Consider the following 26,243-nt stretch of genomic DNA (forward strand, 5'->3'; position numbering starts at 1 on the left):
CACGCCGCGCACTCCGTTCTCCTCAACGACAAAGCGTGCATAATTCCGGGGCGTCCATAAAACGTGCTATAGAAATGTTTCTATAGGACCTTCAATTGGTACTGGCTTGTCGACGGGCTGCAGGAAGCGGGCTTCAAAGTGCATCTCGCCAATACGACGGCGATCAAAAAATACGACGGACTCAAGCACAGCGGAGATGAGACCGATGCACGTTACCTAGCTCACCTGCTGCGCCTGGGGATACTCCCGACAGGGACCATCCTGCCGCCACAACAGCGTGCTGTCCGTGATCTTGCGAGGAAACGAATGCAACTCGTACGAAGCCGCACCAGCCACATCCTCGCGGTGGAGAACATCACGGCACGCCAGTTCGGCAGGCGAATCACGAGCAATCAGGTAAAACGACTGGACGAAGAATCGATCAAACAAATGCACTTGCCAAACGAAGTCGCACTCGCGGTTCGGGCAAATGTCGCGGTCATAACAACGCTCTGCGCACAGATCGACCTTTTGGAAAAGAGTCTCCGTGAAAAAGTCGCACCGGAGCCTGACCACAAATTGCTGATGACGGCGCCGGGTATCGGCCAGACTCTTGCAACTGTCATTCTGCTGGAGGTGGGCACCATCGAGCGTTTCGCCAGCGCCGGCACTTTCGCTTCCTATGCGCGCTGCGTCGACAGCCAGCACATGAGCAACGGCAAAAAGAAAGGCGAAGGCAACACAAAGAATGGCAACCCGTATCTGTCCTGGGCATTCATCGAAGCGGCCAACTTTGCGCTGCGCTATTGCGCTGAGGCCAAACGATTCTATGAGCGAAAGAAGGTCAAGACCAATACTATCCTGGCGCGCAAAGCTTTGGCGCACAAGCTCGCCCGGGCGTGCTTCCACATGCTGAAGGAGCACAAACCATTCGATATGACGCGCTGCTTTGCGTAGAGCTAACGACGGCGGCCGCAAGCCTCATGTGATGACTGGTATTCAACCACTTTGGTTTGAATAGGATGCTGTGCCGCCGTCCCTGATATGCAGTAAAGCGGATCGCCCGCAATGCGAGCCAACTGTGGATTGGCGCCGACAACCCGGCAGCCCTTGCACTTGTGCGAACCCCATGGACGCATTGCGGTACCAAAGTTCTTCTGGGGTGGCGAAGCCACCAGGGCGACAGGCAACCGCAGTACGCCGATCGCTTGATCCTGATGGGTGTCTGGCGCGATCCGTCGCAGCCGGGAATTGAAGAAACGGGCGCGCTCAGCTACTGCAATCAGCCGTGGAATGTGAACCCGGCTGCTGACAGCCGTGGGTTTTGCGTACTCGCTTGACACGAGCCCGCTAATGGGTGTCATCACACTCGATTGCTGCGCAACCTTTCGACGTTCACCCTGTGTTAACCGTTGATCTTCTGCTTCGCGTGAACCATTCAGACGGGCTTCACGCTCACGTAGGCCTTCTGGTACGGCTGGTCATGGGCCAGCACAGCCCAGATCGTCCGCGCCATCTTGTTCGCCAATGCAACGACCACCACATTCTTTGGTCGCCGCTTCATCATCTGCTCGACCCACTCGCCGGGCTCCTTTGCGTGCTCTATTACGCTACGCGCGCCGTGAATCAGCAGTGTCCGTAAATAGGTGTCGCCTCTCTTGCTGATCCCGTGCAGGTTCACTTTTCCGCCCGAGCCGGTCTGCTTCGGCACGATGCCAACCCATGCGGCAAACTCCCGCCCCGAACTGAATGCTTTCGGATCACCCATCATTGAGACGGCTGCCGTTGCCGTCAGCAGCCCGACGCCGCAAATTTCGCTAACCGCTTTCACCGCCTTGTCGTCCTTCTTCCACTCGCGCATCCGGCGCTCGATCTCGGCAACCTGTTCGTCCAGCTTCGCCAGTCCATTCCACCGCTCGCGAAACGTATCGATCAGCACGGCAGGCAGGCGCTCCGCGATCCGTTCGAGCACGACCGGTATCTCTTTGTTCAGCTTGTTCCGGCCCTTGCTCATGATCTCTCCATATTCCATCAGCAGTCCACGCAGGTTGTTGATCTGCATCGTGCGAAATTTGATCAGCTGCTGCCGCATACGGTGTAGCGCCAGCATCGCCTGCTGTATCTCGGTCTTCACCGCGACGGCCTTGCCGGGTTGCTGCACAGCCATCCAGATTGCACGGGCGTCTGCCGCATCGTTCTTGTTGCGGATGTTGAACGCCTTCACAAACTTCGCCGGCATCAGCTTTACCACGTGACCCATGTTCGTAAGTTGCCGGGCCCAGTGGTGCGATCCGCCGCACGCCTCCATGCCGATCAGGCACGGAGCCCGGTTCGCGAAGTACTCGAGAAACTTTGCCCGCTTGATCGGCTTGTTCACGATTTCTCCGGTTTCCTGATCGACGTAGTGGACCTGAAACACCGACTTTGCAATGTCAATCCCAACTGGCGTAAGCTTCACGACGGATCCTCCGGTTTGCCTGGAAACTTCGTATTTTCCACGTAGGCACATCGGCCTGTGAGGATCCAGCTTCCTTTGCGCTCATATACTCGGGTGGGACGCGTTCATTTCATTTCCTGCTCCATGTGCTGCCCGGTGGCTTCCATCGTATCCGTCACTACGGACTGCTCGCCAACCCGGTGCGCCGCGCCAGTCTCGCGAAGGTCCGCGAACTGCTGCACGTCGCGACCGACGTCAACACATCAGCTCACGAAACCGTCATCGAAACGCGCCCCGCCTTCATCTGCCGGCACTGCGGCGCGCCGATGATCGTCATCGATATCCTTGCGCGCACTGCACCGATCCGCGCACCACCCACGCGCCGGGGCGAGATATGAGCGCCACTGTTCCAGGACGAACAACCCGACCCTCGGCTTTGCGGCAACGCGGCCCACGAGCAGACCTTTGCGTCTGTCGCTTCGCACAGGCCCTTGCACGTCCGTTCCGCCATCACGATGGCGCCACTGCACCGCTTCGGCACAACCTCAGCCCTCAGCCGGCCTCCCGCCTGACCACGCATCCCGCAACACCGCTCGCCATCCCGGGCAATCAATCGCCATAGCCCCGAAGACTCCATTGCATCAGAGCACTCCGCGGTTTCCTCCCTTCAGGTTTATTCAACGCCTGCCCGCACGCGCCGGCGCGCACCCCGAGTCCACGGACATGGGCAGGCATCGAACAAACCTCAAGAACTCCCGTCCCCAATGTGAGTCGACGAACGGCCGTTGTAATCTTGAAGGCCGCCATAGATGTCGCGTTGGGTCGACAGGCCGCAATGGGCAGATGTCGGTCATTGGCGGTCGGTTGGAGTGCTGGGTTAGGCCTTCTGAAGAAATGGACGCAGCCCTCGCAGATCGTTGAGTTTTTCAAGCCTCGTTAGCTTTTCGATCAACCCAGCGCTATTCGCCTTGCCCAGAACGGGTTCAATGAGGTCCGTCGCCTTCCGCACCACCTCGCCGCGGTCCATGGGGTTGTCGGCCGTGCCGCGGACATTCGCAACATGGTCCGTTAGCACCGTTCCATCGTTCAGGGTAATTTCGACGATCGCGTGCCTGGCCGGCTCCAGAGCCTCCAACTCATCGCTGGGAATAAGCTCGACCTTAGCGCGGACCCGCAAGACGTCCGGATGGCTCATGCGGGCCTTATCGTGCGCGGCCTGAAACGAGATGGTCTTATCGAGCAGCATGACCGATACCATGTGCTGCAAGCAGATATCAGGTATTTCGCGGTTGTCTACGATCCGCGCCTCTGTGTGCGCAACGCGCACAACGATAGATTTGACGTTCTCCGGGTCTACTTCATGCTTCTTGAAGATATTGTCCATTGCATCCAGTGGCGCCTGGATGGGCGAGCCGACTGGCCACTTCTTTATGTTGGTTCTGGCAATTTCGTAGCGATAGCCAAGGTCTTTGATCAGTTCGTCCTGGTTGGCGTTGGGCGCATAGGCAAGAAAGTAATTGTCGGCGCCCGAAAAGATGTCATCGATTCCAGTAAAGCCGGAATGGACCAGAAGCGCCGACATCACTCCGTTCTTCGCCGGCATTCCGGCGAAGACGAACGCTTTTTCCATGTGTTGGGTGTCGCGCGTCCAAGCCCCGATGCCGGCGGATTGCTGTGCAGTGTAATCGAGCAGCCATCGCATCTGCTGCGCTCCAAGTCCGGTAATGCAGCCCGCGGCGACAGCCGAGCCGAAAACTTCGGCAATGGCATGTGTGCTCTTGTGGCTATTGTTGCGGAAGTCGAGCGCACCGAAACTGATCGTCACGCGCGGACCGATGTCGTAGCCAAGGGTGACGGCACGCAGGAAGCGGTTGCCATCGACACCGAATTTCTCGGCCATAGCAAATGCCGCCGGTACGATGGCGCAGCCTGGATGGGATTGCGAGAACTCATTGGAATCGTCGGTCTCATCCGACTGAGCGAGCATAGCGTTCACGAATGCCGCCTCGACCGGGCTGGCGGTAAGTGTCGAAGCAACGATGGTCGCCTCTCCTCCTGCTCCACCGGCGCGCGCGTATTGCAATGCGGCGTTTCCCGGAGGCAAGAGCGAACCGGAAACCATCGCCGCGAAAGTGTCGAGAATGTGGTACTTGGCTTTTTCGACCACTTCGTCGGGAAGGGGGCGGTTCGCGGCTTCAGCCAGATAAGCGCTAAGTTGGGGCATAACGGAAGGTGCATTGGCGGCTCGGGCACCCGTCGGGATGGCAGCGGCAGCTAGGGCAATACCTGCCTGTGCCAAAAACTTCCGTCTCTCGATCAAGAAATTGCCATGCGCCGCCATTTGGTCACTCCGCAATGATTGTGACGGCAGCAACGGCGCCCACCGTAGGGCTCTCCGCGTCGTGCGCATCTCCGTTTACGATCACTTGCAACTAGAGATTAACGTATTGGTGTGGGCGCGACCAGAGCAGCCGAGGTCCGCTTCGGGTCGACTTCCGCCGGCCGCGTCAGAGGCAGGAGTCGGCCAGGTGCTGCCGTTCAGTTGCGCGCAACTTAGCCGTCTGACTGGCCGCTATGCGCCCACAATGCGCCGGTGGACGTGCCATGGCGCGTTGAGAGGAATCGGCAGAGCGCCTAATTGATGTTTGGCTCCATCACTCGGTCCCTTTTCTAAGACGGCTCTCAGTGTTCACAATCGGTTCCGGCCTGTTTGCGCTATCGTCGCCTCATCGAAATGGCAGAAGACATTCATGATGTCCGGAACGCCACTGTCACACGGATCCAACAATTCGCCCCCAATCAGATTTCGATAGAAATATTTTCCACGGCTTAGCGTTACGCGGCTGTCTGTGGCCGACCGTTCCATGATGAGATCGACATCGGGGGAGTTCACGCGAATCGCGGCAGCCGGGATCATTACTGATCGGCGACGGCACAATGGGTCTCTATAGCAGTCGGAAGCTCCGCGCAAGATGAACCGGCAGGCTATTGTTTTCGCTGACTTGCAGAGAGTTCCTGCCGGCGCGCCGTCTGAACCGTCGAATGCAGCCGGAGCGGCCCTCAGGGGCAAAAACAAACGCTCCCAACCATGCGGCAGGGCCAGTCACAAGTAACAGGAGCCTTAGGATCATAAAAAAGATGTAAAGAAGGGACCACACCGGTAACCCCTTGCGTAACCATTCTGGGCGTCCCGGACACATATCTATACGTCGCTTTTTCTAACGACACCATTGCCGTAAAGCCAGGCATACTCATTTTTGCCTCCTATCGTGATTCTCCAGTTCACCGATCGAAATAAGGCGATAACTGTTTGACCGGTAACGAAACTCGTCGGGCACATCCACTCGTAGGAACTGCTTTTTTCCTCCTATCGTGATCTTCCGTTCACCGGTCGTAATAGTGCGACAACTTTGTGACCAGGAACGGAAACTCGTCGGTCACATCCACCCGCAGGAACTGCTTTTCGACTACGTCGGTTGCGCGATCGGTGAACGAGAAGATTACCTCGACGATAGTGCGCACCCCGCCCAATGGTGACGGGCGTACATCGACTGCGGTAAGCGAGCAATTGCGGCCGTGCGCTTGAGCTACAGCAGCATAAATCGCGGGATAACGGACCGTCAGATAGTTGAGCGCACGATCGCCGTCGGTAGCACCGGCGTTGTCGGTCATTTGCATGATCCTGTCGAACACTTCTGCTGCGGCCTCCCTGAACTTCTCGGCCGCAACGTTTTCCGGTTGTGGTATTGAGTCGATCAGCGAGTCTCGATCGAACGAGTAAAGCTGGTCGAACGCGACAATCGGCACGAGCAAACCATTGCACATTTCCGGCGGAGCCAACGGGCCGCGGACGCCGAGAATGAGATCGACGTCGCCCGGTTTAGGGTTCGGCCGCAGCGTTTCTGCGAACCGGTTCCAGTCGGTCGGATCGCGAGGGACAACGAGATAGGTTTCGAGCCCTCCAATCGTCATTACCCAGCAAAGTTGCTTCACCAAGTAGCGATTCTGCTCGAGCACTTGCTGCAAGGCCTGACGGTCGGTCAAATTGACGGTGTCCGCCCGGCCGGTCGCCTGCACGAATTCTTTTTCTACTGAAATTCGCGGGAAACGGGGCTCGATACGGCCAAGCGCGTAAACATAGGAAGTGGCCATTGCGGGTCCGTTTAATCCGCAGGCGGGACATGGCTCTTGCGCCAGCGATGAGGGCGGCGGAGTTATGGTTTGTGTTGACGAAGCGGGCCTTACTGAACCCAGCGAACCGGCCCCCATCGCTTCCCGCGTCGATGGTCCCTGATCCGATGTGTCTTGCACTTCGATTTCTGGTTCCGCCATTTGCGTCTCCTCGTCTGACCGATCCCGATTGCCGTCACCGCGTGAAGACCATCCAGCGGTTCATCGCAGCAGCGCGTCGCTCACATCCGCCACAGGGCTTGATCCCGATCGCGCCCGCCCCGCGTTGCACAACATCACCCAGCCCGACCGCTTCCTCGGCAAAGAAGCCCGGCAGTCTCACCTGATAAGGCCGCGACTGTGCCTCGCTCTTGCCAGCGGGATTATCTTCTCGCATACAGCACCTCCGATCATGCTCAGCTTCGAGCTCTCGACATTGCCTGGTAGCTGGCCCAGGCGTTCAGCAATGGCGGCACTATGCTGGTCCGCCTCGGCGCTGCCGCCAGTGTGAGAGCAGACCTCACCTCGGCAGCGGTCGCAGCCGGAAACTCCGACCAGATCAGAGCGACGGCGCCGGTGACGAATGGCGTCGCCGCGCTGGTGCCGCCACTCGTAAGCGGTTCGGTGACACCGAGACTCGTGACCGCTTCTCCGGGGGCACCGAGCCCGCATCGCCCGATCGAGGCTCCGAGATTGGACAAATTCATCGGGCGCCCGCGCAGATCGTAGGCAATCACCGGTATTACCCACGGATGACGGGTGAGGACGGATCCGCCAACCGCGCCCTGATTGCCGGCCGCCGCTACGACCACGATCCCGCGACGCAACGCAAAATCGAGCGCCTCCTGAAGACTGCGTCCACCGCTCCGCGATGGACTTTGCAGCGCGACGCTCAAATTGATGACCCGCGCCCCGGCATCGATAACGCCGACGATGGCGTCCGCGAGATCCGCGGCGGCTGCACTCGGCATTCGATCCTCGTTGGCGGGCGCCTCCGCGAAAACCGGTCGAATCAAAAGGTTGCACCCCGGGGCGATGGCGGGCGCTATGGACGCGCGTGTTGCGAGCAGGATTCCGGCGATGAAGGTGCCATGCGTACAGGCCGCGTCGTCAGCATTGGAGCATTTAGCCGGCAGTTTGCCCGAGACTTCGCGAATCTTATCGGCAGCGAGATCGGGATGATCGAGTGCGACAGGGCCGTCGATCAGGCCAATTGCAATCTCGGGCCGGCCGCTGGTGCGCGCCATCAGTCGCGGCAGTCCGACCATATTCAGACATGCGACGCCATCCGATGGATCGTGGGAGCGATTTGATGGGCCCACCATCTCCTCCCTTCAGGCGCTAATTTACCTTCAATGGTCTAACTGCGTTCAATCAACTCTAGTCGATAAATATGGCGGGGACGGAATTAATTTTGACCTTCGTTCAAGGCACTTATCGCGAGCCATGCCACTCGTTTTCCAACCCCCCGGCGTCAGAATAGTTGTCGTGTTATCTGATTCTTATAGACATGGTCCGGGGGCGGTAAAATCGGAATGAATGAAGCCCTACTCAGCAGAAAGAAAAGAAGCGCTGGTGCGCCGCATGATGCCGCCCGAAAATGCGCTGGTTTCGGCGCTGGCCAGAGAAACGGGTATTACAGAACAGACGTTGTACACGTGGCGCCGGCAGGCCAAGGGACAAGGAGTTGCAGTGCCGGGCGATGGGAAGAATCCCGAAGGTTGGTCTTCGGAAGACAAGTTTGCGGTAGTGCTGGAAGCCGCGCCGCTCAATGCAGCGGAGCTGGCCGGGTATTGTCGCCGCAAAGGTCTTTATCCGGAACAGATCGCGGCGTGGCGGGCTGCTTGCCAGGCGGCCAACGCGAATGCTGCCGAGCAGGCGCGCGAGCAGCGCCATCAGTCGAAAGACGACAAGAAGCGCATCCAACAGCTCGAGAAGGAATTGCAGCGCAAGGAGAAGGCGCTGGCGGAAGCGGCTGCGTTGCTGATTCTGAGAAAAAAAGCCCAGGCGATCTGGGGAGACAAAGAGGACGATTGATCAACGTCCCGGATCGCCTGCTATGTATATCGTTGATTCGCGAGGCAGCACAGGCGGGCTGCCGCCTGGAGAAGGCCTGTAACGAGCTGGGCGTGAGCGTGCGCACATTCCAGCGCTGGGTGCGTGACGGCGACACGGTGCGCGCCGATGGTCGCACCACGACCGTGCGGCCGCAGCCTCCCCACAAACTGAGTGAGGCCGAACGACAAAAGATTCTTGAGGTCGCCAATAGTGCGGAATTTGCCAGCCTGCCGCCCAGCCAGATCGTGCCACGCCTCGCGGATCGTGGGGTGTACCTCGCGTCGGAGTCGAGCTTTTATCGCGTGCTGCGCAGCGCCTTGCAGCAGCACTACCGGGGTCGTGCGCGCAAGCCCTCGGCCCGGGCGGTAACCAGTCATTGTGCTACCGGTCCGAATCAGGTCTGGTCGTGGGACATTACCTGGATGCCGGCTGCGGTTAAGGGACAGTATTACTACTGGTACATGATGCTGGACGTGTTCAGCCGCAAGATAGTCGGTCACGAAGTGCATGAAGCGGAGTCGGCGGAACTGGCTGCGTTGCTGATGCGACGTACCAGTCTGGCGGAGGGCCTGGCAGGACGTCCGCTGGTGCTGCACTCCGATAACGGCAGCCCGATGAAGGGCGCGACGATGCTCGCCACGCTGGAAAACCTGGGGGTCGTGGCCTCGTTCAGCAGGCCGCGTGTGAGTAACGACAACCCGTTCGCGGAGTCGTTGTTCCGCACCTGCAAGTACCGGCCCGACTACCCGCGCAGGCCGTTCGGCAAAATTGATGAAGCGCGGGCCTGGACGCAGCAGTTCGTGCGTTGGTACAACCATGAGCACAAACACAGCGGCCTGAAATTCGTCACGCCGGCGCAGCGCCACAACGGCGTAGCCGCCGCAGTGCTCGCGCAACGTGACGTCGTTTATGCAAAGGCCAAGCAGCGCAATCCACGGCGTTGGTCCCGATCGACGCGCGATTGGGAATTGAAGGATGAAGTCTGGCTCAATCCGGAGCGCATGCAGCCGGAAGAACTAAAGCAGGTTGCTTGAAGTGACGCGACAACTGCGTTGACAACCGCCGCAACTCGATAGAAATACCCGAACACTTGTTCGTCAATAACCGAACATTTAATACCGAACATCAAATTCAGGCCAAAATGCAATGGACCACGTATATATTATCCACAGGCAACTCAATCCCATTCCACGAAGCGCCGGAAGTCCTCCAGGAAGGCGCACCGAAAAATCAGGAATCTGGCGCACAGATAGTCTATGCATTAACGAATTTGATTGGAGAGGATTGGTCATGAAACGGCATGGCCGGATCTGCCTCACAACTCGACTGAAGACCACGGCGTTTGAGGACAGTTCAACGGGCCTCGTTTTGAAGAAACTGGCTGGGCAAAGCGGTATCTTCGCGCATCGAGGCATATATGGAGGCGAAACAAATGGCATGGTTTAACAGTGGCAGCTTTACGACTGCGGCTGCGAAACAGACGCTCTACTGGACTACGACGTTTGGCGGCGCTCTGTTTAACGGCCCGATTGCTGTTGCAGCAAACTTCGAGGGAGGTGACGAAAACTTTGGCGACCTGACAGCCGGAAACATAACTGTTTCGGCAGTAGAAGGAAACAGCAGTGAGCCGGACGCCTACTACCCGGTGTCGTTCTCGTATTCGTTTCCCATCGTGAATGACAGTCCGTGGCCGCTTGCCTACAACCTCGCAATAGGAACGTTCTCATGATCAGGAAACTTACCGTAATCACCGACCAGACCGGGCAGGTGATTGGCACCCAACTGGGACACGGCGCGGCTGACGCCCGGGGCGTCACCACGTCACTCGTGGCAGGCCCCGGCCAGAAGGCTCGCAAGATCGAGTTCGACGTGCCAAAGCTCGCCAGCCGTCAAGACATCGAGCGCTTTCATAGAACGCTAACCGAGCGCATTGCGAAGTCTGAGCGATGAATACACAACTGCTGAAGGTCGGCCAGCCCAGCGCGCGCAACGCTACGTCCCTGGTTTCATCACGACGTTGCGTATCGGAAGGCCCGGAGATCTGAGTTGTCCCGCGCAGTAAGTCGGTCAGCGTTCGCGCGATCTTATCTGGTCCGGTCTGAGTAATTCGCTTTCGGCGTCGGGGCCGTTCACGCTGACGCCGCGAAACGGCTTAGCAGCGACATGAGTACAAGGAGGTAAAGACGCCGCAGTTTCCTGAGGATCATGCGCAGTTATGGCCGGCGCCGCAAAGCACGGCATCGATGGCACCGCCCAGCGCTCCCTTCAGCCAGTTCCTGTCGAGCTTGCCATCGGCCTTCATATGACCGATCGCCGGTTCGAACGCGCTGCGGCGCCGAATCATTGCGCGCAACGTCCGTTACAGGCGCCTTTGGACCCATCCGAACCTCATCAGAATCGACAGGATACACAAGGCTATATGCCAGGCATCTGCCAATTCCAGCAACACGATTTCTGCCGAAAAGCCCCCACGGTTCAAGGCTCTATGGTTGTTCAGAGCCGACTGACGAATTAGGGATGCGTATACCGGTCGGCAGGACACCGTACGGTTTCTTCCGCCTCTGGGGCATTGCTATTTGCATCTGTTTGATTCCAGCGGCAAGTAGACAGAATAACTAAGCACTACAAACGGCGCTTACACTGGAGTGTCCGTTGGCGGCGGGTTGCCGGAGGCGTGTGTCATCACGGAAGCGCGACTGCCCAAACGCGGGTCGCGAAAAAATTGACTCGCTCAATTCGAGCATCTACTGTTTTTAGCGCGAACATTTTGAAGCCGGCCGGTGAGTTGTTGAGTTTCGCGCGCGTGAAAACAGCGCTGATTTGATCGCAGCGCCGCGTCCTGGTCTGCCTATGACCAGGCACGAATTGCCATTCTGCTTGCAGTCCGGCAAGCTTGATGCAACCGTGGCGTGGGAGAAAAGATCTGCGGCTGCAGAGGGCTCGACCAGTGACAGCCCCAGCCTGGTTGTGCACGTGCAACCGGTGGGTAATTAACCCGTGCTGGAGAGACGCTCATGGTATCGCCGAAGATTTTAGGGCCGCTGTGTTCCGTTGCCCTGCTGTTTTCCTTGCTGTTTGGTTCGGCACATGCGGCTACCGCTACTCCGGTCACGCCAGTCGTGATCTCGGCGGACGCGGTGATGTCCGCGACACCATCTGCAATGGCCGTGTATCCCGGTGCGCACCGCGTCTATGTTGGGGGCGCGTCTTCGGCGGCGGACGGAAAGAATCTCGCCGTTCTATCCCTCGACGCCAGTCACAACATTGTCGGAGCAGCGCAGTTTTATCCGGAGACCACGTTTCTTCCGCTTGCGGCTAACGAGAAAAATCAGGTGGAGGATATGGTCGTCGACCCCGCCGCAGGTCGGCTCTATATCGCATGGAGTGACGTCTCGGGATTGCCGGGAGACCAGGCTGGTCTTTCCGTGTATGACCTCGATAATTCCGGAAACATCGTGAGCGGGCCGGTCTCAATTCCGAACGATTGCTCGGCTACCGGAAGCAAAATCCCCGTTCCATGTACGCAGATCCTGTCCCTCGCCATCGCGCACCTAAAGAACGGCGTGGAGATGCTCTACGTCGGAGTAAATGAGACCTCGGTCGGCGGGAGCCCGGGCGGCGGGGGAATCCTCATTTATTCGCTTGGTACAGGCGCGGGTCTACCCTCTGGGCGGCAAAATTTCACCCTCGACTCCGGTAGCGACGGCAGCATTGAGCAGATTGCCGTGAACGCCAATGGAGATAAGCTCTATGCCGGTGGAAGCGGTTCCGGTCTCACGACCTTCAACCTTGATCCGTCAACGGGATTGCTGCCGAACCCCGCCAACTCGATTCAGCGGCAAGCCTCAGACATCGCGGGACCCGCGCTGTTCCAACGATTTACGTATAGCCCAGAGGCAATTTACCCGCGACCTCCTTTACAGTCTCCAGGAACCACGACGCCGCTTAAGGTGTGGCCGCTGCAGAGTGACATCCCTGCATCCACGGGCCCCAAGTATCCTTGTGTAGCGCCGTTCCCGGACCCTCCTTGTCTGATTCCGGTGAATAGAGATGTTCCTATTGTTGATGCCACGGCGACGGCATTGACGCTGACGACAACGGAGTACGATGAACGCGCCGAGCCGCCGGCGTTTCAGTACAACCAAGGCATCGTTGGGACCGGAACGTGGGTCTACACGGTCGACTCGGGAGGCCAGACGACCATGCCTCCCGCGAGCACTGTTCTCACGCCCGGCCAAATGCCGCTCATGACGGCGAGTTCGGCCGACGGGCTACCCGTTGTGTTGACGACGGCCTACCCAGGCTATGCCCAATTCACAGCGATAGACCTTACCAGTCAGTACCAGATTTTCGTGTCGTTGCTGAATGTGGCCAGCGGACAGTGCCCTGCCAATTTTACGGTCCGGCAGCCGGGCACGTCTCTTAATATCACCATGCCGGTTGGGAAACAAATTGGCAGCACATGTCCTTCGGCGGGATGGCAAACCCTGGACATCACCGATCCTCCGCTGGTAGGTCAAACTGGTCAGGTTCTGTTCGCAGTCGGTGTCAAACTCGGCAGCGACCTGACTGAGACCCTGACTGAGACTCCAGATCCCGCCACGTACCAGATCCAAATCGGTCAAGTACCGTCATCGGGAGGCCCTGTCCAAACCCTCGCAACACTCACGGACACTGTTTCATTGACTGCAGCCACAGGTAACCCGGTGCTTATCCTTGTCCCCGGATATGCCTACACCGGGGATGCCCAGGCGGCGATGGAGACGGCCGCTGGACACGCGCAAAAGTACCAGTCCTGGGCAGCTGCAGCAAAGGTCCTTCAGCCGCCAACAAAGTTCACCGTGTCTGCCTACTCGTACTTTCTCGGCGAGTACAGCCCAGCGCTGATCGCCGCAACAGCGAGTGCGCTCCAAAGCCTAGGCTTCAATACGGTTGGGTTCGTGCCGGACGCATATCCCTATCCAGCTAGCACCCTGCCTGGCAACGCGGAGACGATGGTGGATAGCGCACTTACGGCGGCCGGAATTCCGAATCGGACGGTGGTGAACGCCGGTATTGCTTACACGTTCGACTATCAATGCGAGGGCACCGGTGTTAATTGTCCGACGACACTGACGAGCGCAATGAAGAACTATTCTCCCGTCCCAAAGCAAGTCAAGGAGGCACTTTTCTGGGACGAGCCCGGGTGGTATTACCCGGACGTGTGGATAAATTTTCCCGCCTTCGTTAGCAAAGCAGACCTGCTAAAGGCGTACAACACGTACATGACCGACCTACAGAGTAAGCATAAAGGCCTCACGTTTTCATTTAAGTCTGGGCCGATTGGGAGAGGCAGCGCGGTGGATGGGTCCTCGTTGGACGCCCGGCAACAGTTCTACTGGACGACAAAGTTCTACGACCGGCAGGCAGCAGAATTCGTGCAAATGGAGGGTAAGGCCATTCACGCGATATTCCCCAACGCGTTCGCGTACGTGGATTGGAGCCCCGATTCTCCGTACACTACCCGGACCTACCGACAGTGGAACTACTACGGATCGGTCAAGCCGTCGGGGCTCGATGACGCCAGTCAGACAATGGACTGGTTCCTTTCCGCTCGCCTGAATGCCAACCTTTGGGCAGAGCAGCACGACTGGGACTACAGCGCCGAGTACTTATCATTCGTCGGTGCCGTGCTGCGTTCTGCCTCGATGGAACCCCCGTCCAATACTCCTTGCATGCGGACTCCATCGAAGGGCTTTGGTAACTTTACAGTCGGCTCCGACACGGGTTCCCATCCTGAAGGCGCAAGCTACAAGATCCTGTCGCTCGTCGGACAGGGAGCCAAGATCGTCGACGTGTATGGCTTTGGCCCGAAAGTTATCCCATACACCGGAAACCCACCATCGGCGTCGGTGATCGGGAGTGATGATAACGCCTGGTCGGAAAACCAGGCAGCCTATCGACCAGTCGCAAACGCAATTCGGCGCCTTGGCGAGACGGAAAGCATCCTCTATCCCGGCGAACCCGCCCGGAGCAAGGTGGCGGTGCAACTGCCGGGTCAAAGCTCACTCTGGTTTCCAGTGACCAGTAGTGACTGCACCCCCAAGTGTCCCAGTCCGGGCGGCGGCTCCGGTACATACGAGCTCTATTCGATGGAATCTGCCGGGCTTTACTATGCGCTGGAGCATGCTGGGTATTCGGTGGACTTCGTGGACGATGTGGATCTTGCGGGGGGGTGTTCGAACAAGGAGAGCGTCCTTTCCGAGCGTGGCTACCAGGTGCTTTATCTAACGCAGCTCAACATCAGCGCTGGCGCGCAGGCGGAGATCGCCAAGTGGGTCCAGGCCGGTGGGACGGTCGTCGCCACGGCCGGTGCGGGTCTCTGGGACGAATACAACTCGTTGTCGAAGGGCGGACCAGGAACGCTGGCGAACGTACTGGGGCTTAACGTGCCCGCGCCACTTACAAAGTCGACGCCCACCGGGCCGTGGGGGCAACTGCGCGAAAATCCCGATAAGATGCTATCGACCTTGAACTCGACTTCAGCTTTCCAGTCGTGGCTCGACGCTGGCATGGCAAGCAACATGGCAAATCCTTTTGCCAGTACCGTCAGCCCGGTGAGCGGCAGCCCCTACAAGATTCCGTTCGGGCCTGTTCGGCTTTTTGCCGCACCGCTCTCCCCAGCCAGTTCGACGGAGGTCGTCGCGCAGTTCACCGGCTCGGGGGCTTCCGTGCCCGCGGTCACCGTTCACAGATACGGCAAGGGAACGGCAATCGCGTACGGATTCTTCCCAGGGACCGAATACCTTCTGTCACAAGAACGGCTCGCACCGGATCGTCTGCCGAGTCACTGGGACGCCGATGCGAGAACCCGCGCCGTGACGCCCGTCACACAGGCGCCAACGTCCGTCACGCGGCTAGTGTATGCAGACGTTCCGCTTGTCGAAGCACTGCGCCTCGACAGTACGGCGGGAACGGGAGTCGTGCTTCTGAACTGGAATGACTGGCAGGTTGGCGACAGTCCGCTGACTGTCAACGTCTTCATCGCAGGTGCAGCCGGAAAAACCGTGACGTCAGTCGAGGGCAATCCTCTCACCACGATGGCAGTCGGCTCCGACCTCAAAGTGAATATGAAGATGAAAAACGTGGATATTTTGACGGTCAAGTAGGCTTGTGCTTGCAAGGCCGCTCGTTATGCGCGCAGCATGGACCGACCTGCCACGTCCGCTCAACGACGCTCATGAACAGGATAGAACTCAATCGAGCAGTCCGCGCCGATGCTACCGAATTGATTGCGGCGAACCGTGCGAGTCAGGACTATCACCTGCCGTGGTGTACGCCATTCACGGATCAGGCGGGATTCGACGCCTGGTTCGGGCGGTGCCTGACTGGGCCCCATGTCGGGCTCATCGCACGGGAGCGGCTGTCCGGGCGCATCGTCGGCGTCGTGAATATCACTGAGATCGTGCTCGGTACGTTTCAGGGTGCTTACCTCGCCTACTATGGGATGTCTGACTTCGCCCGGAAGGGGTTGATGACCGAAGCGGTGCGCGCCGCCATCGGCGTTGCTTTCCACGATTTCGGGCTGCATCGGCTGGAGGCGAACATTCAGCCCGGCAATCAGGCATCCATCGCCCTCGTGCGCCGGCTCGGATTTCAGAGGGAAGGGTTTTCGCAAAACTACCTTCGAATCAGCGGGGAATGGCGAGACCACGAACGATGGGCACTGGTCTTTGATCCCTCTGACGCCGTCGTCGAAACCACGCAACGCACAGGGCAACCGATTTGCTGATTAATCGCACCGCGGTCCGAGCTTTGCTTTTGACGCCGGACCACGAAGTCCTGCTCATGCGAATCCGTCCTCCGGACGGCTCAGCGTGCTTCTGGATCGCGCCCGGCGGTGGACTGGAGGAAGGCGAGTCGGTTGAAGAAGCCTTGCGGCGCGAGCTGCGTGAAGAACTCGGGCTCACCGATTTCACGTGCGGCCCGCTCGTGTGGCGGCGGCATCACACGTTCGACTGGGGGCCCCGAAGGATCTCCCAACGCGAGGAGTACCGAATCGTTGATGTGAGCCGCTTCGAGCCCGTCATGTTCGATGCCGCCGAAGCGCAGGTACTGGATTGCTTTCGCTGGTGGCCTGTCGATGATCTCGCGAAAGCACCGGAAGAGCTGACACCCCTTAGTCTTGCGACCATCATGCGGTCTTATCTGACCGACGGGCCGCCGAAAGGCCCGCTCGACGAAGAGGTGCTCGTCGATTAGCGTTCGCGCTGCCGCCCCGGGTATATGCTGTAAGTTTTCTAGATTTCTTGTGTTCCGGAGAGCTGGATATCGATAAGTTCCCGCCAAAAGCTCCGTGATGTAACTCCAGCAACTCCAGCACCGGGTCGATATCAGACTCGATGCCCAGATCGGTCAACGCGCATGTGGGTGCCGCGCGAGGCAACAACAATTACTTCGGATAGCATTCCGATTCGGGACCAGCATTCAATCGTTTCGAAAGCTGCCATTCGAAATGAGTGGCTTTAGGCCGCTCGGATGGCGGCAACATGCCGACCAATTGTCCGTGAGGGGCTGTGCCGAGCGACTGGTCGACTCTGATACCCGCCGTTGCGCCTCTGACGGCCCGACCGTCGGCAACGGGTCGGAAGTGTGAGTTCGCTGATGCAGGAAGCCGCCGCCCGGCTGCCCGATGTCGCCACCGTCGGCAATCCGTCCCACTGCCGACGTAGGACCCAGTCCTCTCCAACGTCGGCAAATGGCCGATATTGAGACAACCGACGAATTTTACAGGACGGTCTAGGCGAGTCGAGAGCTTCCGGATTGGTCTGCGAGGGCGGGAGATACGAACTGCCAGTCGCAGCAATCCGGCGGCGTAGACTAGCCGATCGGTTCGATCCTGACAAAGACGAAATCCGCGCGGAGGGCGGTCGCGGGCATGGTAGGTCGCAAACTTCTAATCGAACTTGCTGAACAACGGACTGTCGCCGGGCGAGTGCCCAGACTCTATAGCACGACGCCGAGGTCGCCCGCTTCTAGCGGGAGGAACGGCCCGGGTTGATGATTACGGCATCGACGGGCTTTCCTAGATCGCATTGGAAAGAGCCTGACGGTATCGATGACGGAATCACTTTCACAAATCGTCTCGAGAGGGCCGTTCCTCTCGGGTTTTCAATTCAAGCGACCGTGGATATTCCGATTCGTCCACCGAAAGCCGTGAAGTGCCAGCAGAAATTTCGGTATCGCTGACGGTATTGTCGCCACCACTCCGCGCGAAAACACCGTCGCTACAAGGGTTCAGCTCCTCGATTGGCAATCGAGTGGGAATACCCGACTTCTCAACAATTCTTGCGCCAGAAAAGGGAGCGGAGCCGGTCGCAGCTGATTTAGAGCGAAGTATGGGTAGGATCATGGGTAGGAGGCGATCCGTAACTGTGGGAGTCAAACCTGGCGCGACTTTCCGCACAGTTGTAGGAGGCTGCCTTCCGCTAACACACCGATACCTTTCCTCGCGAACTGACGCCGAGGATTGCCCAAAGGTCTATCCGGCCGAAATGAGAATCCGACCGGGCAACCTGAGGACCAGCAGATATCAGTCGGCGCACGCGACGTACGGCGTGCTAAGTGAGGAACGGGACGTAACGCCCCTGACACGCTGCGCTGGCTCGGTATTCATAGAACCTGAAATGAAAAGAATCAACCTCGCAGGAGCGGGATGGCGATGATTTTCGGCTTAGCCGGATTTGGTAAAGGACTACCGAGGAACTCCGAGGAAAACCAACGTCCGATCGATGGACCGCTAAACGCAATTTTATTCCCATATGCGCATTTGCAGCGTTCGACGTTACCAATTAGATTCGGACGTACGCTCTTCCACTAGGGCACGAATGAGGTGTTAGCGATGCCTCATCAATTCCCCGGTTGTTCATCATCTGAACAGCGCAACGCATATAGGGAATCACCGGCAACGCACGAAAGGTGAGGTCGCAATGAAAATCTGTTTCTCTCTGAAAGAAGTGGCAGAGGCGCTCTCGCTGTCGCCGACGACCGTACAGAAACTGGTACGCGAGAAAACGTTTCCTGAACCGCGGCTACTGTCAGGCCGGAGGGTAGGGTGGCTCGCACACGAGATCCAGGAGTGGGCTGACGCTCGTCCGATTGCCGACCTCCTGCCGCCGGAGAACACCGGCGTTAGGAAGCGGCCAGTTCCTCAAGGCGAGCGGCAAGCTTCGTGAGCCACTCCCGCTTTTCGGCATCGTAGCTATAAAGGTTGTAGACCCCCACGATACCCGGCTTGATGTGACCGATTATCTCTTCGGCGACCTCGTTCGCGCATCCCATCGCGCCGAGCATCGTGCGCGCAGTGCGGCGAAGATCGTGCGGCGTCCATCCCGTCACGGGGATTGGACGATCAGTCACCAGCTTGTTGTTTCCCTTCCAATAGGGTTGGCAGCGAGCAATGATCTGCCCGACACTCGCTTGGGTAATGCATTTGCGTGATTTGGCGGCGCGGCGTCCAGCTTTCGGCGCAGTGTATGGAAATAAATAACTGGCGCCGTAAATCGCCCATCGCCTCCGGACGATCACCTCAGCTCGACCGACGAGCGGTACGCGATGCGCAGTCGCACGTTCAATGTGCTTGTTTTTCGTCTTTGCCTTCGGAATAGTCCACCAGAGACCATCAACCTCCTCACTCAACTCGACGCCCTGCATCGCGACAATCTCGTTGCCGCGTTGTCCTGTCCATAGATAGAGTTGTGCCACATCCGCTACATCCTCCTCCAGCACCTGCATCCACGGAATGAGAACAGTGACCTCGGGGCCTGTCAGTACACGCTTGTCCGTGACGCGCTCACCGTTGCGACTGCGGCCCTTACTGCGCAGCCGCCCACGCATGATCTGGCGCCACCAGTTCGGCGTATTTTCGGGAAGCCGGCCGGCATCGAGCGCGTAGTCCCACGCCGCGCTAAGTTCCATCTTGATGCGGTTCGCATAGGTTGGGCGATCACGTAGCCTTTCCAGCAGATCGAAGGCCATCTTGCGAGTGACGGTTTCAGGAAGCTTGTCGAGGATTGATTTGATGGGGGTGCCGAGTGCATATCGGGTATTTGCCTGTACTGCGGGGCTGGCGTTGTGCTCGACGTGCCCGGCTAGATAGTCAGCGACGAGGCGCCGGATGGTATATGAACCGCGACCATGTCCGGCGTCCGGTGCGGCCACGTGCGCTCTGGCCCGACGTCGCGCGAGGGCGGGATCCTCGCCAGTGTCACGGATGTTGCGTTTTGCCTCCCACTCGACGACGGCCGCGGCGAGAGGCATCGCTGGCCAGTTCCCGAGCTTGATCTGTCGCATGTTACCGTCGAGAGGCGATCGATACCGGTACGTCCACGTGCGTCGTGTCGGCGTGGCTTCGAGCCGCAAGCCCGGAAAGTCGTCGAACGCGATATGTTCTTGCGGTTGGAGGAGCTTGGCCCGTCTGGCGTCGAATTTCATCTTCGGTTGGATGTCGGTTTCTCGGACTACATTCAATTGCAAAAAAGCCTACGCTAAATGTTACGCCGACCGCGAAGTTCTGCTACGCGACAACGCATGTCGTTACCGCGTTGATTGATGCGATGGTTGCCTCAAGTCATTGTTTTTTAATTTGTTTTTGTGGTATGTGCGTGTTTTGGTGAGTATCTGCGGTCGCAGCATTAAGTCTATTTGACAATATTTAAACGATTTCTTTTGAGATTATTCTTATACTGAACGCGCAATTGTTAAATAAGAGTACCTGAAAGGAATCTTAAAGCCGATAAGCGAGCATGGTCTAAAAGCCGCTCCAGCAAGGATCTTCCGTCCGCAGTGTGACTTCCTTCCGGCGCCGGCTAGTGGCAGCAGACCAGAAAAATCTGAAAAGCGCGTCAGCCGTTTCTGATTAGGGTTTTTCGCGAGGGATTGCCGGTACACGGCAAACGGGAAGAAAGAAGGTTTTCGATTATCATGATCTGCCCTGCATAATCGCTATGGAAATTACATTTATGCGCTGATTTCCGCTTCATGAAAGCAGCGTCATGGCGGGGTACGGCGAGGGACCATTAATCAGAAAGTAACAGCCGGAATTTTTTGGGAAACCGGATCGGCGGTGCTGCGCCGTCATCCCGGTCGTCAGCCGGTATACCGGCCGTCAGCCATGAAGGCGCTGTTGCGTTGTGGGGTGTTATGAGAATTGCAGTCCTCGATGATGATTCGGCTCAGGCCGACCTTGTGTGTCAAACGCTGTCCGCCGCTGGACACGTCTGTCACGCGTATGGCGCAGGGCGCGAACTCGTGCGCCAGTTGCGTCGTCAGACGTTCGATCTGCTCGTGCTCGACTGGAACGTTCCCGACATGTCCGGCGAAGAAGTGCTTCGCTGGGTGCGCGAAAGCCTGTCCGAGCGCCTGCCGGTGCTGTTCATGACGAGCCGCGGCCGCGAAACCGACATCACTTCGATTCTGAATACCGGTGCGGACGACTATCTCGTCAAACCCGTGTCGGGCGCCGTGCTGCTCGCGCGGGTCAGTTCCCTGCTGCGGCGCGCGTATTACCTGAAGCCGCCGGCAACGAGGGAAGTATTCGGCGACTTCGAGTTCGACCTGAGCGTCAAGCACGTCGTGGTCCGCGGCACCCCGGTCTCCGTCACGCAGAAAGAGTTCGAACTCGCGCTGCTGCTGTTCCAGCATATGAGCCGGCCGTTGTCGCGCGCACACATTCTCGACGTGATCTGGAAGCAGGCCACGGACATCCCGTCGCGCACGATGGACACTCATGTGTCGATGTTGCGCAGCAAGCTCGGTCTGCGCCCCGAGCACGGTTATCGGCTCACGCCGATCTACGGCTATGGCTACCGCCTCGAGCGGATCGAAACCGGCACACCACCGGTTGCCGACGACGAACCCACTGAAGAAGCGGGGGAAGCGTGACGGTCTGCGTGGATGGGGCGGCATCGGGCAGCGCCGCCATGCCCGGCCGCCGCGCCGCCGCGTGGCTTGCCGCGGCCTGTCTGATGGCAACGGGCGCGACCGGCTGGAGCGCGCTCGCGCACGCGCAGCCCGCGCGCGGCAAGACCGGAGCGAAGGCGTCGCCGGTCTACGCTTCGTACACGACGCACGAGGGCGACACGCTGTATGACATCGCCGCCCGCTACATGGCCGATCCGACCGACTGGGCGCTGTTGAGCAGCCTCAATCACGTGCCCGCGCCGCGCCGCATGGCGGCCGGCATCGTGCTGCGTTTGCCGTCCCGAAGGCTGCGCCAGGATCGGGACACGGCTCGCGTGATCGCGACCAGCGGTCCGGTCGAGCACGCGTTCGACTCGAGCCCCTATCTGCCGCTGAAAACCGGTGAAACGCTTGCCGAAGGCGATCGCTTGCGCACCGGCGCGAACGGGTTCGCGACGCTCGAGCTGCCCAGCGGCTCATACGTGACGGTCGCGCAGAACGGCGAACTCAATATAGAGAGACTGCGGCACGTCACGCTGACCGGCGTCGCCGATCGCGTCTTTGAGCTGCGCGCCGGCGAGGTCGAGAGCCAGGTCACGCATGCGAAGCGACGCGATGATCGCTTCCAGATCCGTTCGCCTTCGGTGGTCGCCGGAGTGCGCGGCACGCGTTTCCGCGTCGATTACGACGGCGACACGCAAACCACCGCGGTGGCGGTGCTCGACGGCGCGGTCGGCGTCGATCCGGCCACGCAGCATGGCCAGAGCGCCGCGCCGGCGCCAGGCAGGCCGTTGCAGGCCTCCGAGCAACTGGTCGAGGCAAGCTTCGGCAACGTTACGCACTCGGGCGGCGCGGTCGGCAGTCCGGTCCAGCTGTTGCCCGCACCCGCGCTCGCGCGGCCGGCGCGCGTGCAGGACGGCAAGAGCGTCGCGTTCGACGTCAACCCGGCCGAGCACGCCGTCGGCTATCGGCTGCAGATTTCGCACGACGCCGATCAACTGGACCTGGTGCGAGACCTGCGCGTGAGCGCGCCGCATGCCGACTTCGGCGATCTGCCCGACGGCACGTACTTCGTGCGCGTCGCGTCGACCGATAGCAACGGTCTCGACGGCCTGCCGAACGTATACGCGTTCGAGCGCCGCCAGCTGGGGCTGGACGCTTCGGCCGCGCAGCGCGCGGGTAGCCGCGACTACGAGTTCCGCTGGTTCGTCAGCCGCAGCAACGTGCCGACCCGTTTCCGCTTCCTGCTCGCGAACACGGCCGAACTGAGCCATCCGGTAATCGATCGCCCCGATCTGCCGGGCGGCGAACTCGTGATCAGCGATCTGCCTCCGGGCGTCTACTACTGGACGATCGTCGCCGAGCAGTTCGACAACGGCCGCTTCTACGAAAAGAGCAGTCCGGTCCGCTCCTTTACGCTTGCGCCCTGACGCGGGTAGATTCTCGGGGCCGGCCTGCTGGCCGGTCCGTCCTCCCGTTCCCGACTATATCGTCCATGCCTGCCACTTCTACGCGACTGAGCCTCGACCCGCGCGCCCGTCTTGGACGGCGGGCGGGCCGGCGCTTTCTGATCGAGTGGGTCAGCGTTGGCTGTCTCGGTCTCGTGGTGATCCTGCTGACGTCGTTCGGGCGCGTCGGCGCCGGCATCGATCTGCTGGTGTACGACCAGTTTCTGAAGCTGCGCGAGCAGCCGCTGCTGTCCGACATCGTCGTCGTCGAGATCGACAACGCGAGCATCGACGCACTCGGCCGCTGGCCGTGGCCGCGCAGCGTGCACGCGCGACTGCTCGAGCAGATCGCCGCGGCCAAACCTGCCGCGGTGATCTACGACGTACTGTTCACCGAGCCCAATGTCGACGACGCTCAGCTCGCCCACGCCATTGCGCTGAGCCCGACCTATCTGCCCGTGCTGCTGACGCCGCCCGATGCGAGCGGCAAGCGCACCGTCGATGAACCCGTCGCGCCGCTCGCGCAGGCTGCTGCCGGGCTCGGTCACATCAATTTCGAAGTGGACAGCGACGGCATCGTGCGTAGCGTCGCGCGCTTCCAGGGCGATGAGCGCTCGCGCTGGCCGCAACTGACGGTGCTCGTCGCCGACGCGGTCGAACACGGCAAGCTGCATCTGCGCGGCGGCCTGCCGCCGCGCTCCTCGAACGAGCCCGCACGCGGCAGCGACGACGGCGGCGAAGAGCGCTTCCTGATTCCGTTCGGCCCGAACGCCGCGAACTACCCAAAGCTCAGTTTCGCCGACGTGCTCGCCGGCAAGGTGCCGGCCGATCAGTTGCGCGGGCGCATCGTCGTGATCGGCGTGACGGCGTCGGGTCTGTACGACCGCTTCGCGACACCGGTATCGGGCGAGCTCGGACCGCTGCCCGGCGTCTACATCCACGCGAACGTGCTCGACACGCTGCTGAGCGGCCGCGAGGTCCAGCCGGTCGCGCTGTGGGTCGTGTTCGCGGCGGCGCTCGGGCCGCTCGCCGCGCTGCTCGCCGGCTTCCTCGTGCTGTCGCCGCGCCGCTCGTTGTTGCTGACCGGCGCGCTGGTGCTGTTCGCCGCGACCGGCAGCGCGCTGCTGCTGTACGGCGGCAGGCTGTGGATCTCGCCGGTGCCGGCGATCCTCGGCGTCGTGATCGTCTATCCGATCTGGAACTGGCGACGCCTCGAAATGACGATGGCGTATCTGCGCGGCGAACTGCAGCGTCTCGCCGACGAGCCGCATCTGCTGCCCGAGACGCCGAAGCGCCGCCGCGAGTTCGGCGGCGACGTGCTCGCGCAGCACATGGCGCTGATGGCTCAGGCCGCGCAACGGGTGCAGGACATGAAGCGCTTCGTGTGGGACAGCCTCGATAGCGTGCCGGAGCCGATTCTCGTCAGCGACGTGGCCGGCGTCGTGCTGATCGCGAATCACGCGGCGAAAGCGCATTTCGCTCGGCTAGGCGCGCCGATGCCCGAAGGCCAGCCGATGCAGAGCGTGCTCGGTGGTCTCACGCTCGTGAAGACGATCGACACCGGCGCGGCCACGGACAACGAGCGCAATCTGTCCGCGCGCGCGCACTGGCCGGCGCTCCTCGATCCGACGCGCGGCGAGTTCGCGGCGCTGATGGCGCAGGGCGTCGAGGTGCGCGACGCGAACGAGCGCGACCATCTGCTGCGCTATGCGACCTGCACCAACGCGCGGGGCGAGACGACCGGCTGGATCGCCGGTCTCGTCGACGTGTCGGCGCTGCATGCGGCCGAGCGTCAGCGCGAAGACGCGCTGCGGCTGCTGTCGCACGACATGCGCTCGCCGCAGGCGTCGATCATTGCGCTGGTCGAGATCGAGCGCGCGCGGACCGAGCCTGCGCTCGCGCGCAGCGTGCTGGAGCGCATCGAACGCTACGCGCAACGCGCGCTCACGCTTGCCGACGACTTCGTGCAACTGGCGCGCGCCGAATCGCAGGCCTATGTGCTCGAGCCGCTGAGTCTGACCGAACTCGTCATCGATGCGAGCGACGAGGTCTGGCCGCAGGCGCATGCGAAGCGCATCGCGCTGCATACGGAATCCGGCGACGACGCCGACGACGATCCCTGGATCTGCGCCGACCGCTCGCTGATGACACGCGCGCTCGTCAATATCCTGAACAATGCGGTCAAGTACAGTCCGCCCGACACGCGCATCGTGTGCAGCTTCGCTGGCCAGCCGGCGGCAAAGCGCGCGGGCAGCGAGGCGCCGCGCGTGTCGTGCACGATTCGCGACCAGGGCTATGGCATTCCTGAGGAGCAGCAAGCGGGATTGTTCGAGCGCTTTCGCCGTTTTCACGAGGCGGAGCGGCCGGAAGTGGGCGGCGCGGGACTCGGCATGGCGTTCGTCAAAACCGTCGTCACGCGCCACGGTGGCAGCGTCGAAGTCGTCAGCGCGCCCGGCGAGGGGACGGCCTTTACGATCTGGCTGCCCGCGCTCGACGACGCGCCCCTCGACGAATCGATCGCACCGCGCGTCTGATGCGCCTTTGATGTATTCGATGTACTAGAGAGAAAACAAACAATGGCAAAGATCGCTCACCTCTGTGCCGCGCTGGCCGCGGCGAGCCTCACCGCTTGCGCGGGCCTGAGCGCCGACGTGCACGCCGTCTCCGCTAACGGCGCCGACCGTGCCGTTGCGCTGCAAGGCGAGCAGACCTATTCGCTCGCGCGCACGCAGCCGCAGGACGACAGCGCCGATCATCCGCAAGTCGAAAAGCTGTTGCGCGACGAGTTGGCGAAACACGGGTTCGTCGATACGGCGGGCAAGCCCGCGCATTATCTGCTGTCGATGGCGTATAGCACGCGGCCGGCGTCGATCGGCATCGGCGGTGAGGATTGCGCGCCCGCCGATTGCGGCGCGGGCAGCGACGGTCCAGGCGCGCTGTTGTTTGGGCGCAAGTATCAGCACGCGCTGACGCTGCGCTTTTTCGACTACGCGAGCGGCACCGAGCGCTACAAGGTCGGCGCGGTTTTCTTGGATCGCGATGCGGACCCGCTGCATGCACTGCCGTTGCTCGTGAAAACCGCGCTCGCGAAGCTGCCGTTCGACGCGCCGGCCGACTGGCGTGTGAAGCTCAGCATCGACAAGACGAGCGGTGTGCCGAACGTCGACTCGATGGAGCCGCTGCAGCGTTAAAACACCGCCTCGGGTCGCCGG

General features: G+C 60.3%; 17 protein-coding genes and 3 pseudogenes. 13 read left to right on the forward strand and 7 right to left on the reverse strand.

All coding sequences use genetic code 11. The features are described from left to right. Positions 1–87 precede the first annotated feature (87 nt). Positions 88–936 (forward strand): annotated as a pseudogene (locus OKW39_RS41955) (IS110 family transposase); the annotation flags it as partial. Between the two features lie 481 nt (positions 937–1,417). Here the strand turns inward: OKW39_RS41955 and OKW39_RS41960 are convergent. After that, positions 1,418–2,437 carry an IS110 family transposase gene (locus tag OKW39_RS41960; RefSeq protein WP_429359434.1) on the reverse strand — a complete coding sequence of 340 codons (1,020 nt, stop codon included), beginning with the start codon at positions 2,435–2,437 and terminating at the stop codon, positions 1,418–1,420. Positions 2,438–2,550: 113 nt separating this feature from the next. Here OKW39_RS41960 and OKW39_RS41965 point away from each other — a divergent pair. Then, a pseudogene (locus tag OKW39_RS41965) lies at positions 2,551–2,814 on the forward strand (transposase); the annotation flags it as partial. A 479-nt stretch (positions 2,815–3,293) separates the two neighbouring features. Here OKW39_RS41965 and OKW39_RS41970 read toward each other — a convergent pair. From OKW39_RS41970 to OKW39_RS41985, 4 genes are all read right to left on the reverse strand, one after another. Continuing rightward, on the reverse strand, positions 3,294–4,757 hold the full coding sequence (locus OKW39_RS41970) for an MmgE/PrpD family protein (protein WP_429565358.1): 1,464 nt from the start codon (positions 4,755–4,757) through the stop codon (positions 3,294–3,296). 1,043 nt (positions 4,758–5,800) lie between these two features. After that, complete coding sequence (locus tag OKW39_RS41975; RefSeq protein ID WP_429565359.1) at positions 5,801–6,568, reverse strand: hypothetical protein; 768 nt, start codon at positions 6,566–6,568, stop codon at positions 5,801–5,803. 214 nt (positions 6,569–6,782) lie between these two features. Then, positions 6,783–6,983 carry a hypothetical protein gene (locus tag OKW39_RS41980; protein ID WP_429565360.1) on the reverse strand — a complete coding sequence of 67 codons (201 nt, stop codon included), beginning with the start codon at positions 6,981–6,983 and terminating at the stop codon, positions 6,783–6,785. A 19-nt stretch (positions 6,984–7,002) separates the two neighbouring features. Then, positions 7,003–7,833 carry a S8 family peptidase gene (locus tag OKW39_RS41985; protein WP_429565361.1) on the reverse strand — a complete coding sequence of 277 codons (831 nt, stop codon included), beginning with the start codon at positions 7,831–7,833 and terminating at the stop codon, positions 7,003–7,005. A 292-nt stretch (positions 7,834–8,125) separates the two neighbouring features. Here OKW39_RS41985 and OKW39_RS41990 point away from each other — a divergent pair. The 3 genes from OKW39_RS41990 to OKW39_RS42000 all read left to right on the forward strand — a co-directional run bounded on the left by OKW39_RS41990 (position 8,126) and on the right by OKW39_RS42000 (position 10,594). After that, a protein-coding gene (locus tag OKW39_RS41990; protein WP_429565362.1) for an IS3 family transposase occupies positions 8,126–9,678 on the forward strand; the annotation gives its coding sequence in 2 pieces (ribosomal slippage) (positions 8,126–8,588 and positions 8,588–9,678; 1,554 coding nt in all). A gap of 383 nt (positions 9,679–10,061) precedes the next feature. Next, positions 10,062–10,373, forward strand: coding sequence for a hypothetical protein (locus tag OKW39_RS41995; protein WP_429565363.1), 312 nt, complete (start codon positions 10,062–10,064; stop codon positions 10,371–10,373). After that, complete coding sequence (locus OKW39_RS42000) at positions 10,370–10,594, forward strand: hypothetical protein (protein ID WP_429565364.1); 225 nt, start codon at positions 10,370–10,372, stop codon at positions 10,592–10,594. Before OKW39_RS41995 ends, OKW39_RS42000 begins: the two co-directional genes overlap by 4 nt. A 179-nt stretch (positions 10,595–10,773) precedes the next feature. On the opposite strand, the pseudogene OKW39_RS42005 reads toward OKW39_RS42000, so the two are convergent. Continuing rightward, a pseudogene (locus OKW39_RS42005) lies at positions 10,774–11,003 on the reverse strand (IS5/IS1182 family transposase); the annotation flags it as partial. 655 nt (positions 11,004–11,658) lie between these two features. On the opposite strand from OKW39_RS42005, the gene OKW39_RS42010 reads away from it, so the two are divergent. The 4 genes from OKW39_RS42010 to OKW39_RS42025 all read left to right on the forward strand — a co-directional run bounded on the left by OKW39_RS42010 (position 11,659) and on the right by OKW39_RS42025 (position 18,858). Further along, positions 11,659–15,792 (forward strand): hypothetical protein, encoded by a 4,134-nt coding sequence (locus tag OKW39_RS42010; protein WP_429565365.1) that lies wholly within the window; start codon positions 11,659–11,661, stop codon positions 15,790–15,792. A gap of 71 nt (positions 15,793–15,863) precedes the next feature. Further along, a complete protein-coding gene (locus OKW39_RS42015; RefSeq protein WP_429565366.1) occupies positions 15,864–16,415 on the forward strand; it encodes a GNAT family N-acetyltransferase in 552 nt (183 codons plus the stop codon). Further along, on the forward strand, positions 16,409–16,885 hold the full coding sequence (locus OKW39_RS42020; RefSeq protein ID WP_429565367.1) for an NUDIX hydrolase: 477 nt from the start codon (positions 16,409–16,411) through the stop codon (positions 16,883–16,885). Before OKW39_RS42015 ends, OKW39_RS42020 begins: the two co-directional genes overlap by 7 nt. Positions 16,886–18,612: 1,727 nt before the next feature. Continuing rightward, positions 18,613–18,858 (forward strand): helix-turn-helix transcriptional regulator, encoded by a 246-nt coding sequence (locus OKW39_RS42025; RefSeq protein WP_429565368.1) that lies wholly within the window; start codon positions 18,613–18,615, stop codon positions 18,856–18,858. Here the strand turns inward: OKW39_RS42025 and OKW39_RS42030 are convergent. Further along, positions 18,815–20,116 carry a tyrosine-type recombinase/integrase gene (locus OKW39_RS42030; protein ID WP_429565369.1) on the reverse strand — a complete coding sequence of 434 codons (1,302 nt, stop codon included), beginning with the start codon at positions 20,114–20,116 and terminating at the stop codon, positions 18,815–18,817. The genes OKW39_RS42025 and OKW39_RS42030 overlap by 44 nt on opposite strands. Positions 20,117–20,824: 708 nt before the next feature. On the opposite strand from OKW39_RS42030, the gene OKW39_RS42035 reads away from it, so the two are divergent. The 4 genes from OKW39_RS42035 to OKW39_RS42050 all read left to right on the forward strand — a co-directional run bounded on the left by OKW39_RS42035 (position 20,825) and on the right by OKW39_RS42050 (position 26,222). Continuing rightward, positions 20,825–21,565, forward strand: coding sequence for a response regulator transcription factor (locus OKW39_RS42035; RefSeq protein ID WP_429565370.1), 741 nt, complete (start codon positions 20,825–20,827; stop codon positions 21,563–21,565). Further along, positions 21,562–23,013 (forward strand): FecR domain-containing protein, encoded by a 1,452-nt coding sequence (locus OKW39_RS42040; protein WP_429565371.1) that lies wholly within the window; start codon positions 21,562–21,564, stop codon positions 23,011–23,013. The genes OKW39_RS42035 and OKW39_RS42040 overlap by 4 nt, the downstream gene beginning before the upstream one ends. Before the next feature lie 65 nt (positions 23,014–23,078). Next, complete coding sequence (locus OKW39_RS42045) at positions 23,079–25,565, forward strand: CHASE2 domain-containing protein (protein ID WP_429565372.1); 2,487 nt, start codon at positions 23,079–23,081, stop codon at positions 25,563–25,565. Between the two features lie 42 nt (positions 25,566–25,607). Further along, on the forward strand, positions 25,608–26,222 hold the full coding sequence (locus OKW39_RS42050; protein WP_429333957.1) for a DUF4136 domain-containing protein: 615 nt from the start codon (positions 25,608–25,610) through the stop codon (positions 26,220–26,222). Positions 26,223–26,243: the final 21 nt, after the last annotated feature.

This window comes from Paraburkholderia sp. MM6662-R1, assembly GCF_050436245.1.
GTDB classification, from domain to species: Bacteria; Pseudomonadota; Gammaproteobacteria; order Burkholderiales; family Burkholderiaceae; genus Paraburkholderia; species Paraburkholderia tuberum.